The sequence below is a fragment of the Phyllobacterium chamaecytisi genome, from assembly GCF_020164455.1.
In the GTDB taxonomy this organism is placed as follows: Bacteria; Pseudomonadota; Alphaproteobacteria; order Rhizobiales; family Rhizobiaceae; genus Phyllobacterium; species Phyllobacterium chamaecytisi.
Window position 1 is genome coordinate 206,748 of record NZ_JAIQWW010000004.1, and the last position, 18,175, is coordinate 224,922.

The 18,175-nt window shown below is 58.2% G+C and carries 16 protein-coding genes; 4 read left to right on the top strand and 12 right to left on the bottom strand.

Annotated features, from left to right (window positions below; all coding sequences use genetic code 11):
* Positions 1-18: 18 nt before the first annotated feature.
* Entirely contained in the window at positions 19-639 is a 621-nt protein-coding gene (locus LB462_RS08350; RefSeq protein ID WP_224506841.1) for a TetR/AcrR family transcriptional regulator, read from the bottom strand.
* 237 nt (positions 640-876) lie between these two features.
* Here LB462_RS08350 and LB462_RS08355 point away from each other — a divergent pair, with 237 nt between their 5' ends.
* The 3 genes from LB462_RS08355 (at position 877) to LB462_RS08365 (ending at position 2,937) form a co-directional block, all read left to right on the top strand.
* On the top strand, positions 877-1,722 hold the full coding sequence (locus LB462_RS08355) for an NmrA family NAD(P)-binding protein (RefSeq protein WP_224506842.1): 846 nt from the start codon (positions 877-879) through the stop codon (positions 1,720-1,722).
* Entirely contained in the window at positions 1,719-2,207 is a 489-nt protein-coding gene (locus LB462_RS08360; protein WP_224506844.1) for an anthrone oxygenase family protein, read from the top strand. Before LB462_RS08355 ends, LB462_RS08360 begins: the two co-directional genes overlap by 4 nt.
* An 85-nt stretch (positions 2,208-2,292) precedes the next feature.
* Positions 2,293-2,937, top strand: a complete 645-nt coding sequence (locus LB462_RS08365; RefSeq protein ID WP_224506846.1) for an FMN-binding negative transcriptional regulator — start codon at positions 2,293-2,295, stop codon at positions 2,935-2,937.
* Positions 2,938-2,944: 7 nt separating this feature from the next.
* Here the strand turns inward: LB462_RS08365 and LB462_RS08370 are convergent, their stop codons facing one another.
* From LB462_RS08370 to LB462_RS08380, 3 genes are all read right to left on the bottom strand, one after another.
* Entirely contained in the window at positions 2,945-4,243 is a 1,299-nt protein-coding gene (locus tag LB462_RS08370; RefSeq protein WP_224506848.1) for an epoxide hydrolase family protein, read from the bottom strand.
* Positions 4,244-4,269: 26 nt separating this feature from the next.
* Positions 4,270-5,457, bottom strand: coding sequence for a M14 family metallopeptidase (locus tag LB462_RS08375; protein WP_224506850.1), 1,188 nt, complete (start codon positions 5,455-5,457; stop codon positions 4,270-4,272).
* 413 nt (positions 5,458-5,870) lie between these two features.
* Positions 5,871-8,027 (bottom strand): KAP family P-loop NTPase fold protein, encoded by a 2,157-nt coding sequence (locus LB462_RS08380; RefSeq protein WP_224506852.1) that lies wholly within the window; start codon positions 8,025-8,027, stop codon positions 5,871-5,873.
* 254 nt (positions 8,028-8,281) lie between these two features.
* Between LB462_RS08380 and LB462_RS08385 the strand changes: the two genes are divergently transcribed.
* Positions 8,282-9,058 (top strand): bestrophin-like domain, encoded by a 777-nt coding sequence (locus LB462_RS08385; RefSeq protein ID WP_224506853.1) that lies wholly within the window; start codon positions 8,282-8,284, stop codon positions 9,056-9,058.
* A gap of 24 nt (positions 9,059-9,082) precedes the next feature.
* On the opposite strand, the gene LB462_RS08390 is transcribed toward LB462_RS08385, so the two are convergent.
* From LB462_RS08390 to LB462_RS08425, 8 genes are all read right to left on the bottom strand, one after another.
* Positions 9,083-9,283 carry a hypothetical protein gene (locus LB462_RS08390; protein WP_224506856.1) on the bottom strand — a complete coding sequence of 67 codons (201 nt, stop codon included), beginning with the start codon at positions 9,281-9,283 and terminating at the stop codon, positions 9,083-9,085.
* A 279-nt stretch (positions 9,284-9,562) separates the two neighbouring features.
* Positions 9,563-10,807, bottom strand: a complete 1,245-nt coding sequence (locus LB462_RS08395; RefSeq protein WP_224506857.1) for a Y-family DNA polymerase — start codon at positions 10,805-10,807, stop codon at positions 9,563-9,565.
* A gap of 158 nt (positions 10,808-10,965) precedes the next feature.
* Positions 10,966-12,756 (bottom strand): single-stranded-DNA-specific exonuclease RecJ, encoded by a 1,791-nt coding sequence (gene recJ / locus LB462_RS08400; protein WP_224506860.1) that lies wholly within the window; start codon positions 12,754-12,756, stop codon positions 10,966-10,968.
* Between the two features lie 76 nt (positions 12,757-12,832).
* Positions 12,833-13,441 (bottom strand): hypothetical protein, encoded by a 609-nt coding sequence (locus LB462_RS08405; protein WP_224506861.1) that lies wholly within the window; start codon positions 13,439-13,441, stop codon positions 12,833-12,835.
* A gap of 150 nt (positions 13,442-13,591) precedes the next feature.
* Positions 13,592-14,581, bottom strand: a complete 990-nt coding sequence (gene glpX / locus LB462_RS08410; RefSeq protein WP_224506863.1) for a class II fructose-bisphosphatase — start codon at positions 14,579-14,581, stop codon at positions 13,592-13,594.
* Between the two features lie 177 nt (positions 14,582-14,758).
* Positions 14,759-16,075 carry a homoserine dehydrogenase gene (locus tag LB462_RS08415; RefSeq protein ID WP_224506865.1) on the bottom strand — a complete coding sequence of 439 codons (1,317 nt, stop codon included), beginning with the start codon at positions 16,073-16,075 and terminating at the stop codon, positions 14,759-14,761.
* 71 nt (positions 16,076-16,146) lie between these two features.
* Positions 16,147-17,364, bottom strand: coding sequence for an LL-diaminopimelate aminotransferase (locus LB462_RS08420; protein ID WP_224506867.1), 1,218 nt, complete (start codon positions 17,362-17,364; stop codon positions 16,147-16,149).
* 342 nt (positions 17,365-17,706) lie between these two features.
* Entirely contained in the window at positions 17,707-18,066 is a 360-nt protein-coding gene (locus LB462_RS08425) for a hypothetical protein (protein ID WP_224506869.1), read from the bottom strand.
* Between the last annotated feature and the right edge of the window lie 109 nt (positions 18,067-18,175).

Consider the following 18,175-nt stretch of genomic DNA (forward strand, 5'->3'; position numbering starts at 1 on the left):
AATGTGCCCGCCGGCATCTCACCCCTCCATCATCTCGCGCAGCACCATGTGCTTGAAATGCTCGACCAGCGCGTCACCCTCCTCGCGCTCAACCGAGATCGCAAGGCGCATCGTTGCCTCGCCGAGCTGCATGATCAGAAAGCTCGACGCCTCCAGTTCGTCGCGGTCCGCCTTGGGGTCGACCCGCGCCCGCGCCGCCGCCAGCACCGCGCCATTGATGCGGCTGTCGGCAAGACTGATATCGCGCAGCGCCTTGTCAGCCTGCGTTCCCGACCAGATGTCGCGCATCACCGGCTCGGCGAGGAACATCGCGTAGTAGACATCGATCAATTCGCCGAACGCCAGCCGCAAACCTTGCTTGCCCTGCACATCCTGCAGGCCTTCCGAGATACATTGCTGGCCAAGCACATTGTAGCGCTCCGCCAGCGTGCGGATGATCGCACCCTTGTCGGGAAAGTACTGGTAGAGTGAACCGATCGAAATCCCCGCCATCTCCGCCACGTCGCTCATGCGCATGGCATCGCTGCCGCTCTTCTCGATGAGCGTCGAGGCGCAACTCAGTATCCGCTCCACCCGCTCGCGGCTGCGTTTTTGTGTCGGCTCGCGCCGTACGCCCTCGATTGGCCCAATCTCATTCATGAGTATTCCTCATATTTTGCTTGACTCCTATAATATGAGGATTTATCACATTTGCAAATATGAGACTTGCTCATGTTTAAGAGCCCGTTTAGAAAGTCGCTGCGGCGAGACATATGACGTGGTTTTCGAGAACCGGAGCGCAGCGTACGTAAAGTACGTGAGAACCGGAAGCGCAGAAAACCGCGGCAGATGACCGCCGCAGTAGAGTTTCAAGACGGGATCCAAGAGGAGATGAAAATGACCACCTTCCGCACCTCGAAATTCCCCGTTCTGATCATCGGCGGCACCGGCAAGACCGGCCGCCGCGTCGCCGAACGTCTGACCGCACAGGGTGTTCCCGTGCGTATCGGTTCGCGCAATGCCAGCCCCGCCTTCGATTGGGAGAACCCCGAAACCTGGGCACCCGCCCTCGAATGCGTCTCGGCCGCCTACATCACCTATTATCCCGACCTCGCCGCGCCGGGCGCTGCCGAAGCCATAGGCGATCTCGCCCGCCTCGCTGTCGCCAAGGGCGTCAAGCGTCTCGTCCTCCTCTCCGGCCGCGGCGAGCCCGAAGCCCAGCACGCCGAGCAGATGCTGCAAGCCTCCGGCGCCGATTGGACCATTGTCCGCGCCAGCTGGTTCATGCAGAACTTCAGCGAAAGCATGCTGCTCGGCTCGATCCTCGCCGGCGAGATGGCGCTGCCGGTCAGCACGGTGCGCGAACCCTTCATCCATGCCGATGACATCGCCGATATCGTCACCGCCGCACTCACCGATGATCGCCATATCGGCCAACTCTATGAGGTCACCGGCCCACGCGCCCTGACCTTCGCCGAAGCCACGGCCGAGATTGCCAAGGCCACCGGGCGCCCTATAAATTACGCCACCATCAGCCCGGAAGAATTCATGCAAGGTCTCGCGCAGGAACAGGTGCCCGCCGATATCGCCGCGCTCGTCAATGAGCTCTTCACCGTGGTGCTCGACGGGCGCAACGAATATTTGACCGACGGCGTCCAGCAGGCGCTCGGCCGCGCGCCGCGCGATTTCACCGCGTATGCCAGCGAAGCCACCGCAACCGGCATCTGGGAGGGCGCGCGATGATCGCCCTCATCCCGCTCCTCACCCTCCTTGCCACGCTTGGCAGCGGTCTGATGGCCGGCCTGTTCTTCGCCTTCTCCAGCTTCATCATGACGGCGCTGGCAAAACTGCCGCCCGAACAGGGCATCGCCGCCATGAATTCGATCAACGTGACGATCCTCAATGCCACGTTCAGCCTCGCCTTCTTCGGCACGGCCGTGCTTTGCCTTGGGCTCGGCATCGCCGGCGTCCTGCGCTGGGCGGAGCCGGGCTCGGCATGGCTGCTTGCCGGCAGCCTGCTCTATCTTGCCGGTGTGATCGTCATCACCATGGTGTTCAACGTCCCGCTCAATGATGCGCTCGCCGCCGTCTCGCCAGCGAGCCCGGAAGGCGCCGCCCTGTGGACCCGCTATCTCGCCGAGTGGCTGCCGTGGAACCATGTGCGCACCTTCGCCAATATCGGTGCGCTCATCGCCTTCATCATCGCCTATGGCAGGCAGGCCGCGTGAAACCCTGCACAAGGCGCCTCACCCCGCCTTGTACCAAGCCTGGTCCTGATGCACACTCCGGAGCAAGAATACCAAGGAGCATCCCATGTACCAGCCGCCGCATTTCCGCGAGGAGAGGCTCGAAATCCAGCACGCGCTCATCAAGGAGCATCCACTTGGCCTGTTGATCAACAGCGGCGAAGACGGCCCGAACGCCAATGCCATTCCCTTCCTGCTCAATGCAGAGGCGTCGCCGAAGGGCACGCTCTTCGCCCATGTCGCCCGCGCCAACCCGCAATGGCGCCAGCTTGCGAGTGACGGCCGCGTGCTCATCGTCTTTCAAGGCCCGCAGACCTATGTGACGCCCTCCTGGTATGCGACCAAGCAGGAAACCGGCAAGGTCGTGCCCACATGGAATTATGCCATCGTGCAGGTGCGCGGCATGGCGAAAATCATCGAGGATCGCGACTGGCTGCGGACCCACGTCTCCGCCCTCACCGCCCGCAACGAAGCGCCGCGGGCCGCGCCATGGGCAGTGAACGACGCGCCGGAAACCTATATCGACTCGCAGCTAAAAGGTATTGTCGGCATCGAGATCGAGATCGCCGAGATCGAAGGCAAGTGGAAGGTCAGCCAGAACCGCCCCGAGAACGACCGCACGGGCGTCGCGGACGGGCTCGAAGCCGATCAGCCTACGACGGAGGCGCGCGCCATGGCCGAGTTGGTCCGGGCTGGTGGTACGAAGTCCTGATTGCTTGCTACTGGCGCAGCGATTTGAACGCAGCTCGCAGCTCTGCGCTGAAAAGCTCCGGCTGTTCCCACGCGGCGAAGTGACCGCCCTTGTCGACCTCGTGGAAGTAGATCAGGTTGCGATAGGCGCGCCGGGCCCAGGTCTCGGGGGCGCGATAGTTTTCGAAAGGAAATACCGTGATCGCCACCGGCAGCGCTATTTCGGAGGTCATCTCGCCGGCCGACAGCGCGGGACTGCGTCCACCGCCATATTCCCAGTAGAGCCGGCCCGAGGAGGTCGCGCTGTTCGTCAGCCAGTACAGCGTGACGTCGTCCAGCACTTCGTCGACAGATTTTTCGGGATCGTCGTTGCTGTATGTCCATCTGGAAAAGCCTGGATGCCCGAGCATCCATGCGGCGAGGCCGGCTGGCGAGTCCGTGATGGCATAGCCGACCGTCTGCGGCCGCGTGCCCATCATCGTCGCATAGGACCTGTTCCCCATTTTGCCGGCCGCGGCAAGCGCGTCGAATGTCTCGCGTTCCTTCTCGGTCAATCCCTCAGGCGCAGGCCCGCCGACAGCAAGCACTGCCGCGATCTCGGGTGGTACGATCGCCGGCAAGTTGATGTGGATGCCGAGCAGACCTTCCGGAGCCTGGCGCGCCATCGCGCTCGAGACCGGGGAGCCCCAGTCGCCGCCCTGTGCAACGTAGCGCGTGTAGCCGAGGCGCTTCATCAGTTCCGCCCAGATTTTCGCGGTCCGGTCGGGACCCCAACCGGTGTCCGTCGGCTTGCCGGAAAAGCCATAGCCGGGCATCGACGGAATGATCACATCGAACGCATCCTCGGGCTGCCCGCCATGGGCGGTTGGATTCGTCAGCGGATCGATGATCTTGAGCTGTTCGAACACGGATCCCGGCCAGCCATGGGTGATGATCACAGGCAGGGCGTTCGGATGCTTCGAGCGAACGTGAATGAAGTAAATATCGATCCCGTCGATCCTGGTGGTGAACTGCGGCAGGGCATTCACCCTTGCTTCCACCTTGCGCCAGTCGTAGTCGCTACCCCAATATTCGACCAGCGGCTTGAGCTTCGCGAGCTGTATGCCCTGGGATTGATCGGTCACCGTCTCCGGGTCGGGCCAGCGCGTCTCCTGGATCCGGCGTTTGAGCTGGGTAAGCTCCTCCTCGGGCACATGGATAGTGAACGGCCTTATCGATGTATCTTCGGCTGCCTGTGCATTTGCCTCGAGCACGGGCGGCGCACTGCCAATGCCGATAGCAAAGAACCACAGCGTGACTGCCACAAGCGTCTTGATAAGTCTTGTCATCTGCATTCCCCCTTTTGATCGGTGAACTACTCGGGATAAGACTCGACACCCTCCGGCGGCGCCTTGTGGTACAGGATAAATGTCAAGGGGTTGCCGGGCTCGCACGATACATCGCTGCGCAGGCCCGCCACCTCTCCAGCCACGCTTGTGGTGTACTCCGCAACCACTTCGCCGAAGCTGTTGCGCTGGATGGCTACCTTCTGTCCCGCTTCGACCTTGTCGTTGAGCTTGACCAGATGCTCGACGAACCCGCCCTCCGTTGCCAGAATCGGAAACGCGCTGTTGCCGACAAAGACACCCGCGTCCTTGCCGGTGCGTCCCATAGGCCCGGCAAGGATGCCATGATGCTTGAGAACGTTCATCGTGCCTTCCACGAACTGGGCGATCATTTCGAGGTCGAGGACACGCGCAGCGCCGACCTCCGGGCAGAAGGACGGAATGCCCGCGTCGATAAACGCATTATGCAGGACGCCGGGATAGGTGTGATTGTCGAAAATCTGCCCGACGGGATAAAGGTCCACGATTGCCTTGATCTCGGGCACATCCATGCTGGCAATATTGAATGCGGAGACCTCGAAACCGGTTGTCCCGGTGTGGAAGTCGATCGCGACGTCGGCGTTGGGCCGGAAAAGCCGGTTGAACAGCAGCCCGGCGTGCCGGCTGGTCGCGGTGGCACCGTTCTCGTTTCCGGGCCACACCCGGTTCATGTCGACGAGATCGGGCCCCCTGCCCGAATTGGGCCACCTGCGCTGCATGGCTTCGATGGCCGGGCCAGACACGTCCGTGACCGCCATCACCGTGCCGGACATCTGCGCCGGATCGAGTTGGTTCATCACGGTGTGGACCGTATGCACGGAACTCATCTCGTCGCCATGCACGCCGCTGACCAGAACGACGCGCTTGCCCGGCTTTGCGCCCCTGGCGACAATCACAGACGCATACCGCTGCTGGCCCGTGGGCATCTGCACACCCTGAAAATACAAAAAATGCTTCTGGCCGGGCTCGAGGTCATTGACGTCGAGCGTACTGACGACCTTCTTCCCCTGCACCACATCACCGGTATAGACGGTTGCCTGCGGCGCAGCCGGTGCCGCCGTGTCCTGGGCGTTCGCAGCGCCAGCGTTGACGGCGAGGGCAGCCGACGCGCCGACCGTGGCAATGGATGCGATCATGAAGTCGCGGCGATCGAGGCCTTCTTTAGGCTTGTCCGACATGATGGGAGGTCCTTTGTGATTTGAAAAGCTGGGTTAGAAGCATCGGCATGCACATCGGTCACAAAATCCCCGGCGACACGCCTGAACGTTTTCATGCAAATCCTCGACCGAAGCACAGACAGCTACCAAATTAGCCGTGACCGTTTCTTGTAGCGCTCATCCTCGCCGGTTCAGCTGCGGCGCTGCTATGCATGACAGACGGGGCCCGCAAAATGCCTGAGACAATTGAACCCGCGTCAGGAGAAAACGGCAAGTACGTAACTGTTAAGTTGCGGTAGTTGCGATAAGATCAACGGCAAATGGAGGATGGGCTTGAGGCCGAGCTGGATACGGTGGAGGCAGGGGCGATGGCCAGGGTTGGCTATGAATGATAGGGCGTTTCATTCGTACGAGGACAGAAGAAACATAGGATATTATACTCGTTCAACGCGATTTTTTTGGTCCCACGCATCCAAGAAAATCGCCACTGTTTCCAGGGAACATTTGTCCAATGCATTCTCCTTTCGGATGCGCTCCAAGCCTGCGCGAAAGGTTACTGGATCGAGTATATCTATATCGCGTTTAATTTGTACAATTGTTGAGGCCATGGAAACGCGATCACCCAAGCCACCAAAACCTCCGATCCCCATGGACCATGACCGGCTACTCATTGAACCTGCCAATGCGACAAGTGCGTTATCGTTCTCAAGTTGCCCGTCAGTCCAAGATCGGACTTCTGCCGCGTTATCGTCGCAAAAATCTCTCCAACGGTAGAGAATAAACAGCAAGTCCTTGTGTTGAATTAATTCTCCATTCCCGGCCGCCGTACGGATCGCATCAAGAGCCTTTGTCTTTAGAGATGCAAGTGCCTCCTCTGTGACGAGACAGTCCTCTTCTCTTATTGTTACCCCGTCAGTTGGCCGGTAATCACTTATCGCCGACGAGACAAAATCAACTAACCAGCCCAAAGATGCAGTTCTCAGTGCAGATAGATAAACGTCAGTGCGCTCTAAGATTGTAAAACGTTTCTCCGTCAACCGACGAATTAGCCAATGAAATTGCATCGTAGCATTTGCGAGTTCACCAAAGCCCGTTCCTGCATCCTTTTTGAGATCAATCTCGTCATGTACCTCGAAAAGTGCCTGCAACATTAGTTCAACTTTCGACGTGTCGACCCGGCGCGCATGTGTCGTTAGTTCGTCAAGATATATCGGAACCATCGATTTATCACCTCTGCGAGCAGTCAGGGCAGCGCGTTTGAATGTATCTTTTATGAATTTAGTATCGTCTGCATTCTGAATTAAATTATTGATCTGGCTTGAAGATAGCGCCTCTTCACTGAGTGACAGTCGGAAATAAGTATCGAAGTGTGTGTCGACACAAATGCGGCGTTCCATATCCCATTGACTGGCCCAATCGCCGCTATAGCCGACGGCCTCAAGTCTGGGGAAAATCCGCTGTAAAGCAATCTGCACTGTCTCACGCCGACTATCTGGAACGTTTTGAAGAAGCTTAGCAAAGCGAGTTTCGTCCCGATGATCAGGGTCGTCTTGTTGTCGAGTCCCACATATGTTTTGTTTCTCAAGGCGTATTACTTTGAACATACCGGGCTCATAAAGACGTAGCGTTTCTAGTGCTATGAAATCAGCCAGATCCACCTCATCGGCAATAGCGGGCCACGTGACACTGATGGCATTCTGAAATCGAGCAATGTGTCGCGGCGTTGTCATGTATGGTGCGACAACATCATAAAAAACGTTCATAAACCGGCGAAGCTGTGACTCCTGGGGTGCGCCGCAGACTTCTTGAACAGAGGCAAGGACGGCTTGGTTGAGATCGACCTGAAGTGGGGCCGGCAAATCGAAACCAGCTTGAATAATTTTCTCAAGAAAATGGGGGCCTTCAGACGGATATCTCTCCTGAACTGCTTTATCCGCGAGCTCCCTGTCGAAAACGAGCAGATAAATCAAGTTGGGGAGATGTCCGACTGACTTTAGCAGGCGAAACACAGCCAAGGCCTCTTCCGGACTCAAACGATCAATATCGTCAATAATTATCAAGAAGCGGCGATTTTCCTCTTCTAGTATTTTGGCAAGTTTTCGGAAAGTCGTCTCGACTGTTTCGCCTTTCGGGAAAAACGTAGCGAGAAAATTAGAGGTGCCAGGTATCAATGACGCAGCCCAAGCTTGCCCGCTCGCTAAGGACACAGCTTGACCGATGACGGGTCCTGCCTGGAGTACGCGCTGCGTAATGTTAGGAATGAGGTTCTTGACCTTATCTCCTAAACTATTCTTTAGCACCGTGTGCAGATTTTGAAGAAAGGCAAGGGCTAATGCCTCATCTCCTCTATACCACCAACATTTGAAGTCTGTTATGACAAGCTTATCATTTTGATTTTCCTTCAGTTTTCTGCGAATGAGATTTACCGCGCTGCTTTTGCCCGCGCCCCATGGACCGTTAAGCGCAATGGTCGTGCCGATAGGCTTCTCAATATTTAATATACTTTTGGCGATCGCTTCTGCAAATGGCGTTATTCCGTAACGATCGTCGTCGGGATTTTCGATAGGGCTATCGTTGAAGTAGTTTGACATGAATGAAGACTCAAATTTGATCTGATGCAGTTATAAACTACTTTTCGCGAATGGCTCGCCCAAAGTAAATATTCGATGACCAACGCCCCTGAATCCTTATCCCGGATTATCCGTATAGTGTGCCCTCCTAATCCTTCCAGTAGCGTTTCCGCCAAAACCCCGTACATTGCTCCCCGGGGAATACCATCGGTTGTATCGGTTCGTTGCGTTTGCGCCTTTCAACGCGCGCGACCAACCTCTGGCGGGAGACACGCATGGTGTTGGGGATTTTTATCGGTGCCATATTCGTCGGCGGAACGATTGCGCTGACCCTCGCCTGCTATTTCCTCATGCGGTGGATGAGTGGCAATGAGCACGAGAACCATGAAAGGGATCTGGCAAGTTCCGTCGTCTTCCGTGTCTCCGCCCTGCATGGGCTGATCCTTGCGCTGGTTTTTGCGCAGGAAATGTTCAGCTACCAGCAGCTCCGGCTTCAGACCGCCACCGAGGCCAATGCCATCGCCGACATCTATTTCGACGCCGGGCGCTATGGCGACACCGAGAAGGTGAAGATCCAGAAGGAGCTTTCCGATTATATCCGCGTCGTCATCGACAAGGAGTGGCGTGGGCTCGGCGAGACCAACCGGCTTTCGCCCGAAGCCTGGACACAGTGGGATGAAGCCTATCGCGCGATCCTCGATCTGGTGCCGACAAATCCGCGCCAGCAAAGCCTGCGCAACCACATGCTCGACCGGATTTACCTTGTCTCGGAAAGCCGCACCAAGCGCGAGAGCACAGTTGCCGATGCCCTCAGCGGCATATTCTGGTTCGCCGCCATTTCCGGGATGATCTTCATCGCGCTGGCCTATTATTCCTATCCGCCGACGCGCCGCAATGTCGTGCTGATCTCACTGTTCGGCGCCTATACCGGCGTTATCCTGTTTCTCATCTACGCCTTCTCCAACCCCTACATGCAGCCGGCGGAGCTCAGCCCCGGTCCGTTCCTGCGGCTGCAGGAACAGATCGCGGCCTTGCCGCCGCCGGCGGGTTGAGCCCTCGCCGCATCGCACATGATGTCAGTGCCGGTTGTGGGTCTGGTCGCGCGTCCTGTTGCTGCTGCGAAGCGTGCAATCATAATAGCCGGATGCGCAGGACCGGGCCGGGTTCATGAAATAGTCCTCCACACGGGTCTGCCAGCTGTTGCGCGAGCTCGTGCTATTGCAGCCGGCAAGCATGGATAAGGCCACAAGGGCGGCAGCCAGTTTCACGATACCCATATCTGTCTCCTCTTGTGCGGATTCGGACCTGCACCCGCTTTAGCATGGTGGCCGCGCTTTGACATCCGCTTTGCGGCGGTCCGACTGGGTTATCTCTCCCCTTGTGGGAGAGAAAGGATTTTCCTGGATTTAGCCTCTTTGCTAAATCCTTGGAAAAATCCAAGTGAGGGGGTATTAAGATGATTGGAAATCCCCTCTCTGGCGATTTCTAGCACTTAGCAAGTGCTAAGATGCTGAAATCGCTTTCTCCCCCACAAGGGGGGAGATAAGGCGCCGCTATCAAAAATCCTCCGGTTCCGGTATGCGCCCGAATGCGATCTTGGAACCGATATAATTGCCCGGGCCGTTGTTCGGGCCAAGGTTGAGCGCCTTCGACCCATGCCGCACGCGTATCTTGTCGAGCACGTCCGAGACGCGTTCCCACTGGCCGCGCTGCCTCACACTCGCGCCGGTGTCGAACAGGTCGCGGCTGGCCTCCTCCTCGGCCGACAGGTCATGCAGCACCACCGTGACCGAGCTGATATTGCGCATCTCACCCGCCGCAATCATTCTCGCATGTAACTCATTGAGACAATTCAGGAAAGTATGATCGTCGCGCGCCGGGCGGAACTGGCCTTCCAGCGTCACGCGGCTGTCGCGCCTGACGCCGACCGTATAGCTCATCGCCCCGGCGCGGTAATGCGAGCGGCGCAGACGGCGGGCGGCGCTCAAGCTGAGCAGCCTTGCGCATTGCAGCACCTTTTCCGGCGCACGCCAGTCCGGCGGCAGGTTGCGGCCATGGCCGAACATGCGCTTGATCGTCTCCGGCCTTTCCACCGCGTAGCCATGCAGCGCCGCAACGAAGCGCTCGCCTTCGACGCTGTTCCAGATGGCGCGGGCGTGCTTCGGCGCGAGGTCCCACAACCCCCTGATGTCGCTGACCCCCGCCTCGCCGAGGCGCGCCGTCATGCCTTTGGAGATGCCCGGCAGGTCGCGCAGTTCCAGATCGAACAGGCGCCCCGGCAAATCCGCATGGTCGAGCAGCACGAAGCCGTCCGGCTTGTCCATTTCCGCCGCGATCTTGGCCAGAAGCTCGTTGACGGAAATGCCGATCGAACAGGTGAGGATCGGGCCGATCTCATCATGCAAGGCGCGCTTGATCCGCACCGCCAGCCCCGGCGCGTCGCGAGCTTCCGATTGCAGGAGGCTGCAAGCGACCTCGTCGATGGAGCGGACGGCGGCGATCGGCACGCAGCGCTCGATCGTCTCAAGGATGCGATTATGCAACTTTACGTATATGTCCGGTCGTGCCTCGATGAAGACGATGTCCGGACATTTCTGCTTTGCCTCGGCAACGCTCGTCCCCGTCTTGATGCCGAACGGTTTCGCCTGCCGGCTGGCGGCGATGACACTCGTATGAGGCGAGTCCAGCGGCACCACTGCAACCGGGCGTCCTTGCAGCGCCGGATTGAGCTGTTGCTCGGCGCTGGCAAAGAAGCTGTCGAAATCCAGATAAAGCTTTTCGGTGTGGGTCGGTTTACGCATGGTTACAAGTTCTCAGCTGAGAACAAAACTAGAACATGGATCGCAAAAAAATGGAACAGGAATCTGCGGGAAATGAGGATAAGTCTCGCCGATTCTTATGCAAGAATCGTCGATTCTCACGCAAGAATAATTGGAACTCACACAAGAATTTCGTGATCTCACACGGCTTTTGCGGCGTCGAGGATGCGAAACTGCGTCGTGGTCGAGCCGTTCCAGTGATTGAGCGCAAGGTTCCCCGCCACATGCAGCGACTGACCTAACTGCTTGAAAAGAAAGTCTCCGAGCGCACTTCCAACCGCCCGAAACGCTATCGCGTTGATGCGTTTGCCGTCCGCACCTTCCAGCGTCGCCTTGACATGGCTCGTTCCGACCGTCCTTGCATCAACCAGCCTGTGATGCGGCAAAACCAGCACGGGTTGGGGGTGTCCGGAGCCAAAGGGACCCGCCCTCTCCATGGTCTCGTAGAGCGGCACGGTCGCCCCGGCAGCGCTCAGCGCGCCATCGATGGCAAGCGACGCGTTGCCACGCAATTGGCCGACCATTTCGCCGGCGCTTTCCTCGAAAAACGCCCGTAAAGCCGCCATTTTACTGCGTTCCACGGTGATTCCGGCCGCCATCGCATGACCACCGCCTTTGACCAAGAGCCCCTGTTCGACGGCGTTTCGCACCAGTTTTCCAAGGTCGAAACCGTTGATCGACCGGCCCGAACCGCTCCCCGTCCCATTGGCGTTGAACGCGATCGCGAAGGCCGGTCGCCGCGTCCGCTCTTTCAGCCGTGCCGCGATCAGCCCCACGATCCCGGGGTGCCAGTCATCGCTGGCGGTGACCAGAACCGCCGGTCCGGACCCAGCGGAGAGCTCGACCATCGCCTCGGCCTCTGCCTGTTCCAGCATGATGGTTTCCATCGCCTGGCGCTCCTGGTTCAGGCGGTCGAGTTCCTCGGCAATACGCATCGCTTCGTTCGGATCGTCGAGCGTCAGCAGCCTTGCACCCAGCCCGGCATCACCGATCCTCCCGCCTGCATTTATCCGGGGACCCACTAAGTATGCGAAATGAAAGGCATTTAGCGGCTCGCCAATGCGCGACACCCGTGCCAGCGCCGCGAGGCCAGCATTCTGCTGGGCACGCGCAACGAGTATGCCTTTGACCACGAAAGCGCGGTTGAGCTCCTTCAGCGGCACCACATCGCACACCGTGGCAAGCGCCACGAGATCAAGCAGCGACAAAAGATCCGGGCCGAGAACGCCGAGGTTGACGTGCTGCTCGCGCAGCACCCGCAACGTCTGCACCAGTGTCAGGAAAACCACCCCAGCAGCGCAAAGATGGCCCTGCCCCGACAAATCGTCCTCGCGATTGGGATTGACCACCGCATGGGCCGCGGCGGGTAGTTCGCCGCCAACCTGATGGTGATCGAGCACCACCACATCGGCACCGGCGTCCTTGGCCGCCGTGATTGCCGCCGCACTGTTGGTGCCGCAATCCACGGTGACGATCAGCGACGCCTGCTCCGCCAGTTCCTGCATGGCGGCGGGATTGGGGCCGTAACCTTCGAAAATCCGGTCCGGGATGTAAATCCGGTTGGCAATGCCATAATGGGTGAGAAAACGCGACAGGATCGCCGAAGAACAGGCGCCATCCACGTCATAATCACCAAAAATCGCGATTTTCTCACGGGCTGCGATCGCTCTGGCGATGCGCTCGGCGGCCTTGTTCATGTCGGTCAGCGAAGCAGGATCAGGCATGAGGCTCTTGATCGTCGGCTCCATGAAGGCAACCGCCTCATCCAACCCGACGCCCCGGCCCGCCAAAACCCGCGTCACCAAGTCCGGAAAACCGTGGTTTTGCGCCATCGCCAGCGCGATATTGGCTTCGCGTTGCCCCAGCCGGTCGATCCATTTCAGACCGGTTGCCGATTGTTCAACGCCGAGGAAAAGCCGTTCAGGAACCATCGCTCCGGTTAATCACTCGGCGGCAATGAATGCAATGCTTCGAAAGGCCTATCCAATGGCTTTTACTGCTTCTTACTCAGTTCCCGGGTGGCAGCGCGAGGGAGCTCACGGTGGAGGCGACAGACGACGCGAAGTCCGTAAGCTGGCGGTCGACGAGTTCCTTGGAACTCAGCCTGTAGTTTATCACGGGTTGGATAAGCAGATAGCGGCCAAGAACACCCGTAGCGCAGACCAAAAAATCATCCTTTTTCTGCGGATCGTCGGAACTGACACAGGCCATGGCCCGGTTGCCATAGCTAACGTTCGTCCGCTGCGCAATCTGGCCGGGTTGGGTGCTATGATATTGAAAAGCCTGATCGAGAAGGCTGCGCACCACGGGATCGTCCGGTCCGTCCCTGACCGGATAGATACCAGGCACATTGCTGGCCCTTACACCATTGATCGATACGATGGCACGCGCATCCAGCCCGCCATATTCGATTGTCGCACTGAAATTCTGTGGATCGCTGGTGCGGCTGATTACGGTGAACGGGCCGGATGTGTCAGGCAGACTGATCAGAATATCCCCAGAACGATAACCTTGAATAAGGTCAGGATCGGCTTCCTGTGCATAGAGTGTCGAGAACTGTGTCGAGCCCACGGCCATCAACAACGCGCAACCGGCTATTCTGTGCTGGATATTCATGGTTGTCCCGCCCGAATGAATTCCTCTCAGAGCAAAATAGCAAAAATACTGTCGTTCCAATAGGGTACAGAGACATTTGTCAGTAAACAGGCTTAAAATAAAACTGCCGGCTCTTTCGAACCGGCAGTCGAGGCGGTCGGAACGGTGTTCCTACTGGAACTTCGCCATATCCTGATGCTTCGCCTTGATTTCGCGGACCGTCTGCGAATGGGAACGCATGACCACGGTGTGGGTCTGAATGTAATCCCGGGCGAATTTCACACCGGACAACATATTGCCGTCGGTAACACCCGTTGCGGCAAACAGCACGTCACCCTTGGCCATCTCTTCCATTGTGTAGATCTTCTTGGGGTCGCTGATGCCCATCTTGGCGGCTCGGGCGATCTTGTCATCGCTGTTCAACTGCAGGCGCCCCTGCATCTGACCACCGATGCAACGCAAGGCAGCAGCCGCAAGCACGCCCTCCGGCGCACCACCGATGCCGATATAGATATCGATGCCGGTTTCATCAGGGTCTGTCGTGTGGATGACGCCGGCCACGTCGCCATCGCCGATCAGGCGGATGGCGGCACCGGTCGCGCGCACTTCCTCGATCAGCCTCGCATGACGCGGCCGGTCCATGATGCACGCTGTGATTTCATTGACCGGCACGCCCTTGGCCTTGGCTACAGCCATGATGTTCTCGATGGCAGGCGCGTCGAGATTGATGATACCGGCGGGATAGCCGGGTCCGACAGCGATCTTTTCCATATAAACATCGGGTGCGTAGAGAAGATTACCCTTTTCGGCAATGGCAATAACAGCGAGCGAGTTGGGCAGGTTCTTGGCGCAGATTGTCGTGCCTTCCAGTGGATCGAGCGCGATATCGACTTCCGGTCCATTGCGCGTACCGACTTCCTCGCCAATGTAGAGCATCGGCGCTTCGTCACGTTCGCCCTCGCCGATTACAACTGTACCTGCGATTGGCAGGCGATTAAGTTCCTGGCGCATCGCATCAACGGCAGCCTGATCCGCCGCCATCTCGTCGCCACGTCCGCGCAGACGGGCTGCAGCAACAGCCGCCCGCTCGGTTACGCGCACGAGTTCGAGCGTCAAAATGCGGTCGAGACCCGCTTCATTCTGGTCGTTGGTTTTCAGCATAGTAATCCCTGCGTTGGTGTGGACATGCCGCATTCCGGATGAATACGGCCTTCCATAGCATTGCTATGCAAACCTTTTGTCAAAGTCGAAACGCAGCGGCAAGACCTGCGTGACAAGAAAACGGCATTGCCGAAAAAGCTAATCGATTAAACGCTGTAGCCGAAGTTTCTGTCAGGTTCAGCCCGCCCGCTCAATGCGGATCATCTGCGGTTTGTCGGTCGCATGCCCGTCTTTGACGATACCTTCCAGCGCCTTTTTCACCGCAGCCTCGGTCGTCTCATGCGTCACGAGAATAACTGTTTTCGTCGCTTCCGGCTGGTCGGTGGCGCTCTGCCGCTGAACGATCGATTCCAGCGAAATGTCATTGTCGGCCATGCGTTTGGCGATGGCGGCGAACACACCGGCCCGGTCGTGCACGGTCAGGCGGATAAAGTAACCGCCCTCATGCGCACGCATCTTGGCCCGTTTGTACGGCGCGAGCGCCTTGGCCGGCGTTCCAAACACGGGCCCATGCTGGAAGCCAGGCCGGCTTTTCGCGATATCGGCGAGGTCACCGATGACGGCGGACGCCGTTGCCGCACCGCCTGCCCCAGGACCCGATAGAAGCAATTCGCCCAGGAGATCGGTCTCGATCGCGACCGCATTGGTGACGCCGTGCACCTGCGCGATGACCGATTCGACCGGCACCATCGTTGGATGCACGCGTTGTTCGATACCACTCTCGGTCTTGAGCGCCACGCCCAAAAGCTTGATGCGATAGCCGAGTTCGTCGGCCGCCTTGATATCGGCCAGCGAGATATTGCTGATACCTTCGAGATAGATATCGTCGGCCGCAATTTGCGTACCGAAAGCAAGACTGGTCAGGATCGCAAGCTTGTGTGCGGTGTCGTTGCCTTCGATGTCGAACGTCGGATCAGCTTCCGCATAGCCGAGGCGCTGCGCATCGGCCAGGCAATCCTCGAAGGAAATGCCCTCGTCCCACATTCTCGTCAGGATATAATTGCAGGTGCCGTTCATGATGCCGTAGACGCGCGAAACCGTGTTGCCGGTCAGGGATTCGCGTAAGGCCTTGATCACCGGGATACCACCGGCGACCGCCGCTTCGAAATTCAGGAGAACACCTTTGTCCTCGGCAATTTTCGCAAGCGAAACGCCGTGCTTGGCAAGGAGGGCCTTGTTGGCGGTGACGACGTGCCGACCGGATCGCAATGCGGCTTCAACCGAGGCACGCGCTGGTCCTTCATCGCCGCCAATGAGCTCAATAAAGACATCGATATTGTTGGACTTGGCCAATGCAACCGGATCATCGAACCAAGTTGCGGACGAGAAATCGACGCCGCGATCGCGCTTTGGATCGCGCGCCGATACGGCGGTGACGATGATTTCCTTGCCGCACTGGCGAGTGAGCATTTCACCCTTGTCACGCAATATTTTCAAAACCGAGGCACCAACAGTACCCAGTCCGGCGATTCCCACGCGCAGCGCTTCACTCATTATTCAATTCCCTGAATTTTCATTGAGACGGCGCCGAGAGGCGCCGCGAATTTCAGTGCCGGCAACGCCGCTCAGCGATGCGCATTCAACGAAATGACGTTATGCAATTTCTCTTCCGCGGTTGAAAGAAACCGCTTGAGATTGCGGGCGGCCTGACGAATGCGATGCTCATTTTCAACAAGCGCGACGCGGATATAATCATCGCCATGCTCACCGAAGCCGATGCCAGGCGCGACCGCGACGTCCGCGTGTTCGATCAGCAGCTTGGAGAACTCCAGCGAACCGAGGCTGCGGAACTTTTCCGGGATAGGTGCCCAGGCGAACATGGTCGCAGCTGGTGCGGGTATATCCCAGCCAGCACGGCCAAAGCTCTCCACCAGCACATCACGGCGATGCTTGTAGATGTTGCGCACCTCCGCAATATCGGAGCCATCACCATTGAGGGCAGCGGCGGCAGCAACCTGGATAGGCGTAAACGCGCCATAGTCGAGATAGGATTTGACACGCGTCAGCGCCGAAATCAGCCGCTCGTTGCCCACCGCAAATCCCATGCGCCATCCGGGCATGGAGAAAGTCTTGGACATGGAGGTGAATTCAACCGCGACATCAATCGCGCCGGGAACCTGCAAGATGGAGGGAGGTGGCGCACCGTCGAAATAGATTTCCGAGTAAGCCAGATCCGACAGAATGATGATTTCATTCTTGCGGGCAAACGCCACCACATCCTTGTAGAAATCCAGCGACGCAACATGCGCGGTCGGATTGGACGGATAGTTGAGAATCAGCGCCAAAGGTTTCGGAATGGAATGGCGGACACCGCGCTCCAATGCCGGAATGAATTGGTCATCGGGCAGTGCCGGGATCGAGCGGACGACACCGCCCGACATGATGAAGCCGAAAGCATGAATGGGATAGGTCGGGTCCGGGCAAAGCACCACATCGCCGGGAGCGGTGATGGCCTGCGCCATATTGGCAAAGCCCTCCTTCGAGCCCAACGTCGCAACGACCTGCGTGTCGGGATTGAGCTTAACGCCGAACCGGCGGTCGTAATAGGCGGCCTGCGCGCGGCGCAAACCCGGGATGCCCTTTGACGACGAATAACGATGCGTGCGCGGATCCTGGACAGCCTCACACAGCTTGTCGACGATACTCTGCGGTGTCGGCAGATCCGGATTGCCCATGCCGAGATCGATAATGTCCGCACCCGCCGCTCGCGCGCTTGCCTTCAGGCGATTGACCTGTTCGAAAACGTAAGGTGGCAGGCGGCGAACTTTATGAAATTCTTCCATAGGGTTGGGTCCGGTTAAAAGGGTTCGTTATGGGCGTGCGCTATACACCGAAACAGCACGGGGGTCGAGCAATCATTGCGGGTATCTGGAAGGATAGCTCAGGTTTTGGGGGCGTGGATTTGCCGGATGGCAATGCTGCTGTGCGTGGTTCGACAAGCTCACCATGAGGGAAGTGGGTTGATTACACGGAGTGAAATTCTGCAACCGCGGCGATTGTGGTTGCAACTCTCTACCTTCCTCATGGTGAGCTTGTCGAACCACGCACAGCAGCATTGCCATCTAGACAAGAAGGTGGCTGCCAAACTTATCCGCGATTCGATCGAGTTTTGGCGGGCCGCAAGATCACTGAGGTGTCGAGGACGACTTCCCTTCAATCTCCTTCAGATCAGCTTCCTGCTGTTTTTTCAGGAGTTGCATCTCGGCTTGCCTGCGGGCGGCGACAGCGGGATCCGAGGACGGGCCGGCTTGTCCAGCCTTGGCGACGGAAAGCCTTGATCGCAGCGCATCCTTTTCTTCCGGAGTGAACTGCGTGGTCTCGCCTTTCGGATCAGGTGTAAAATGGGGATAGGCACCGGTATTTACCGGCCCGGTCAGGGGCGAATTGGACATGGGCGCCGGGGGCGGACTGGCGCAGGCACCGAGGCCGGCAATGAGGATGGCGCCAACAGAGAAGCGCATAATGTTTTTGACCGAAATGTTCATTATGTGTCCTGACTGCGAAAAACGATTTCATCATTGCCGTAACAATTGCACGTTAGAGGGATAGCACCGATTTATGATATGATGTCAATATCGCGCATCGACGGGAGGA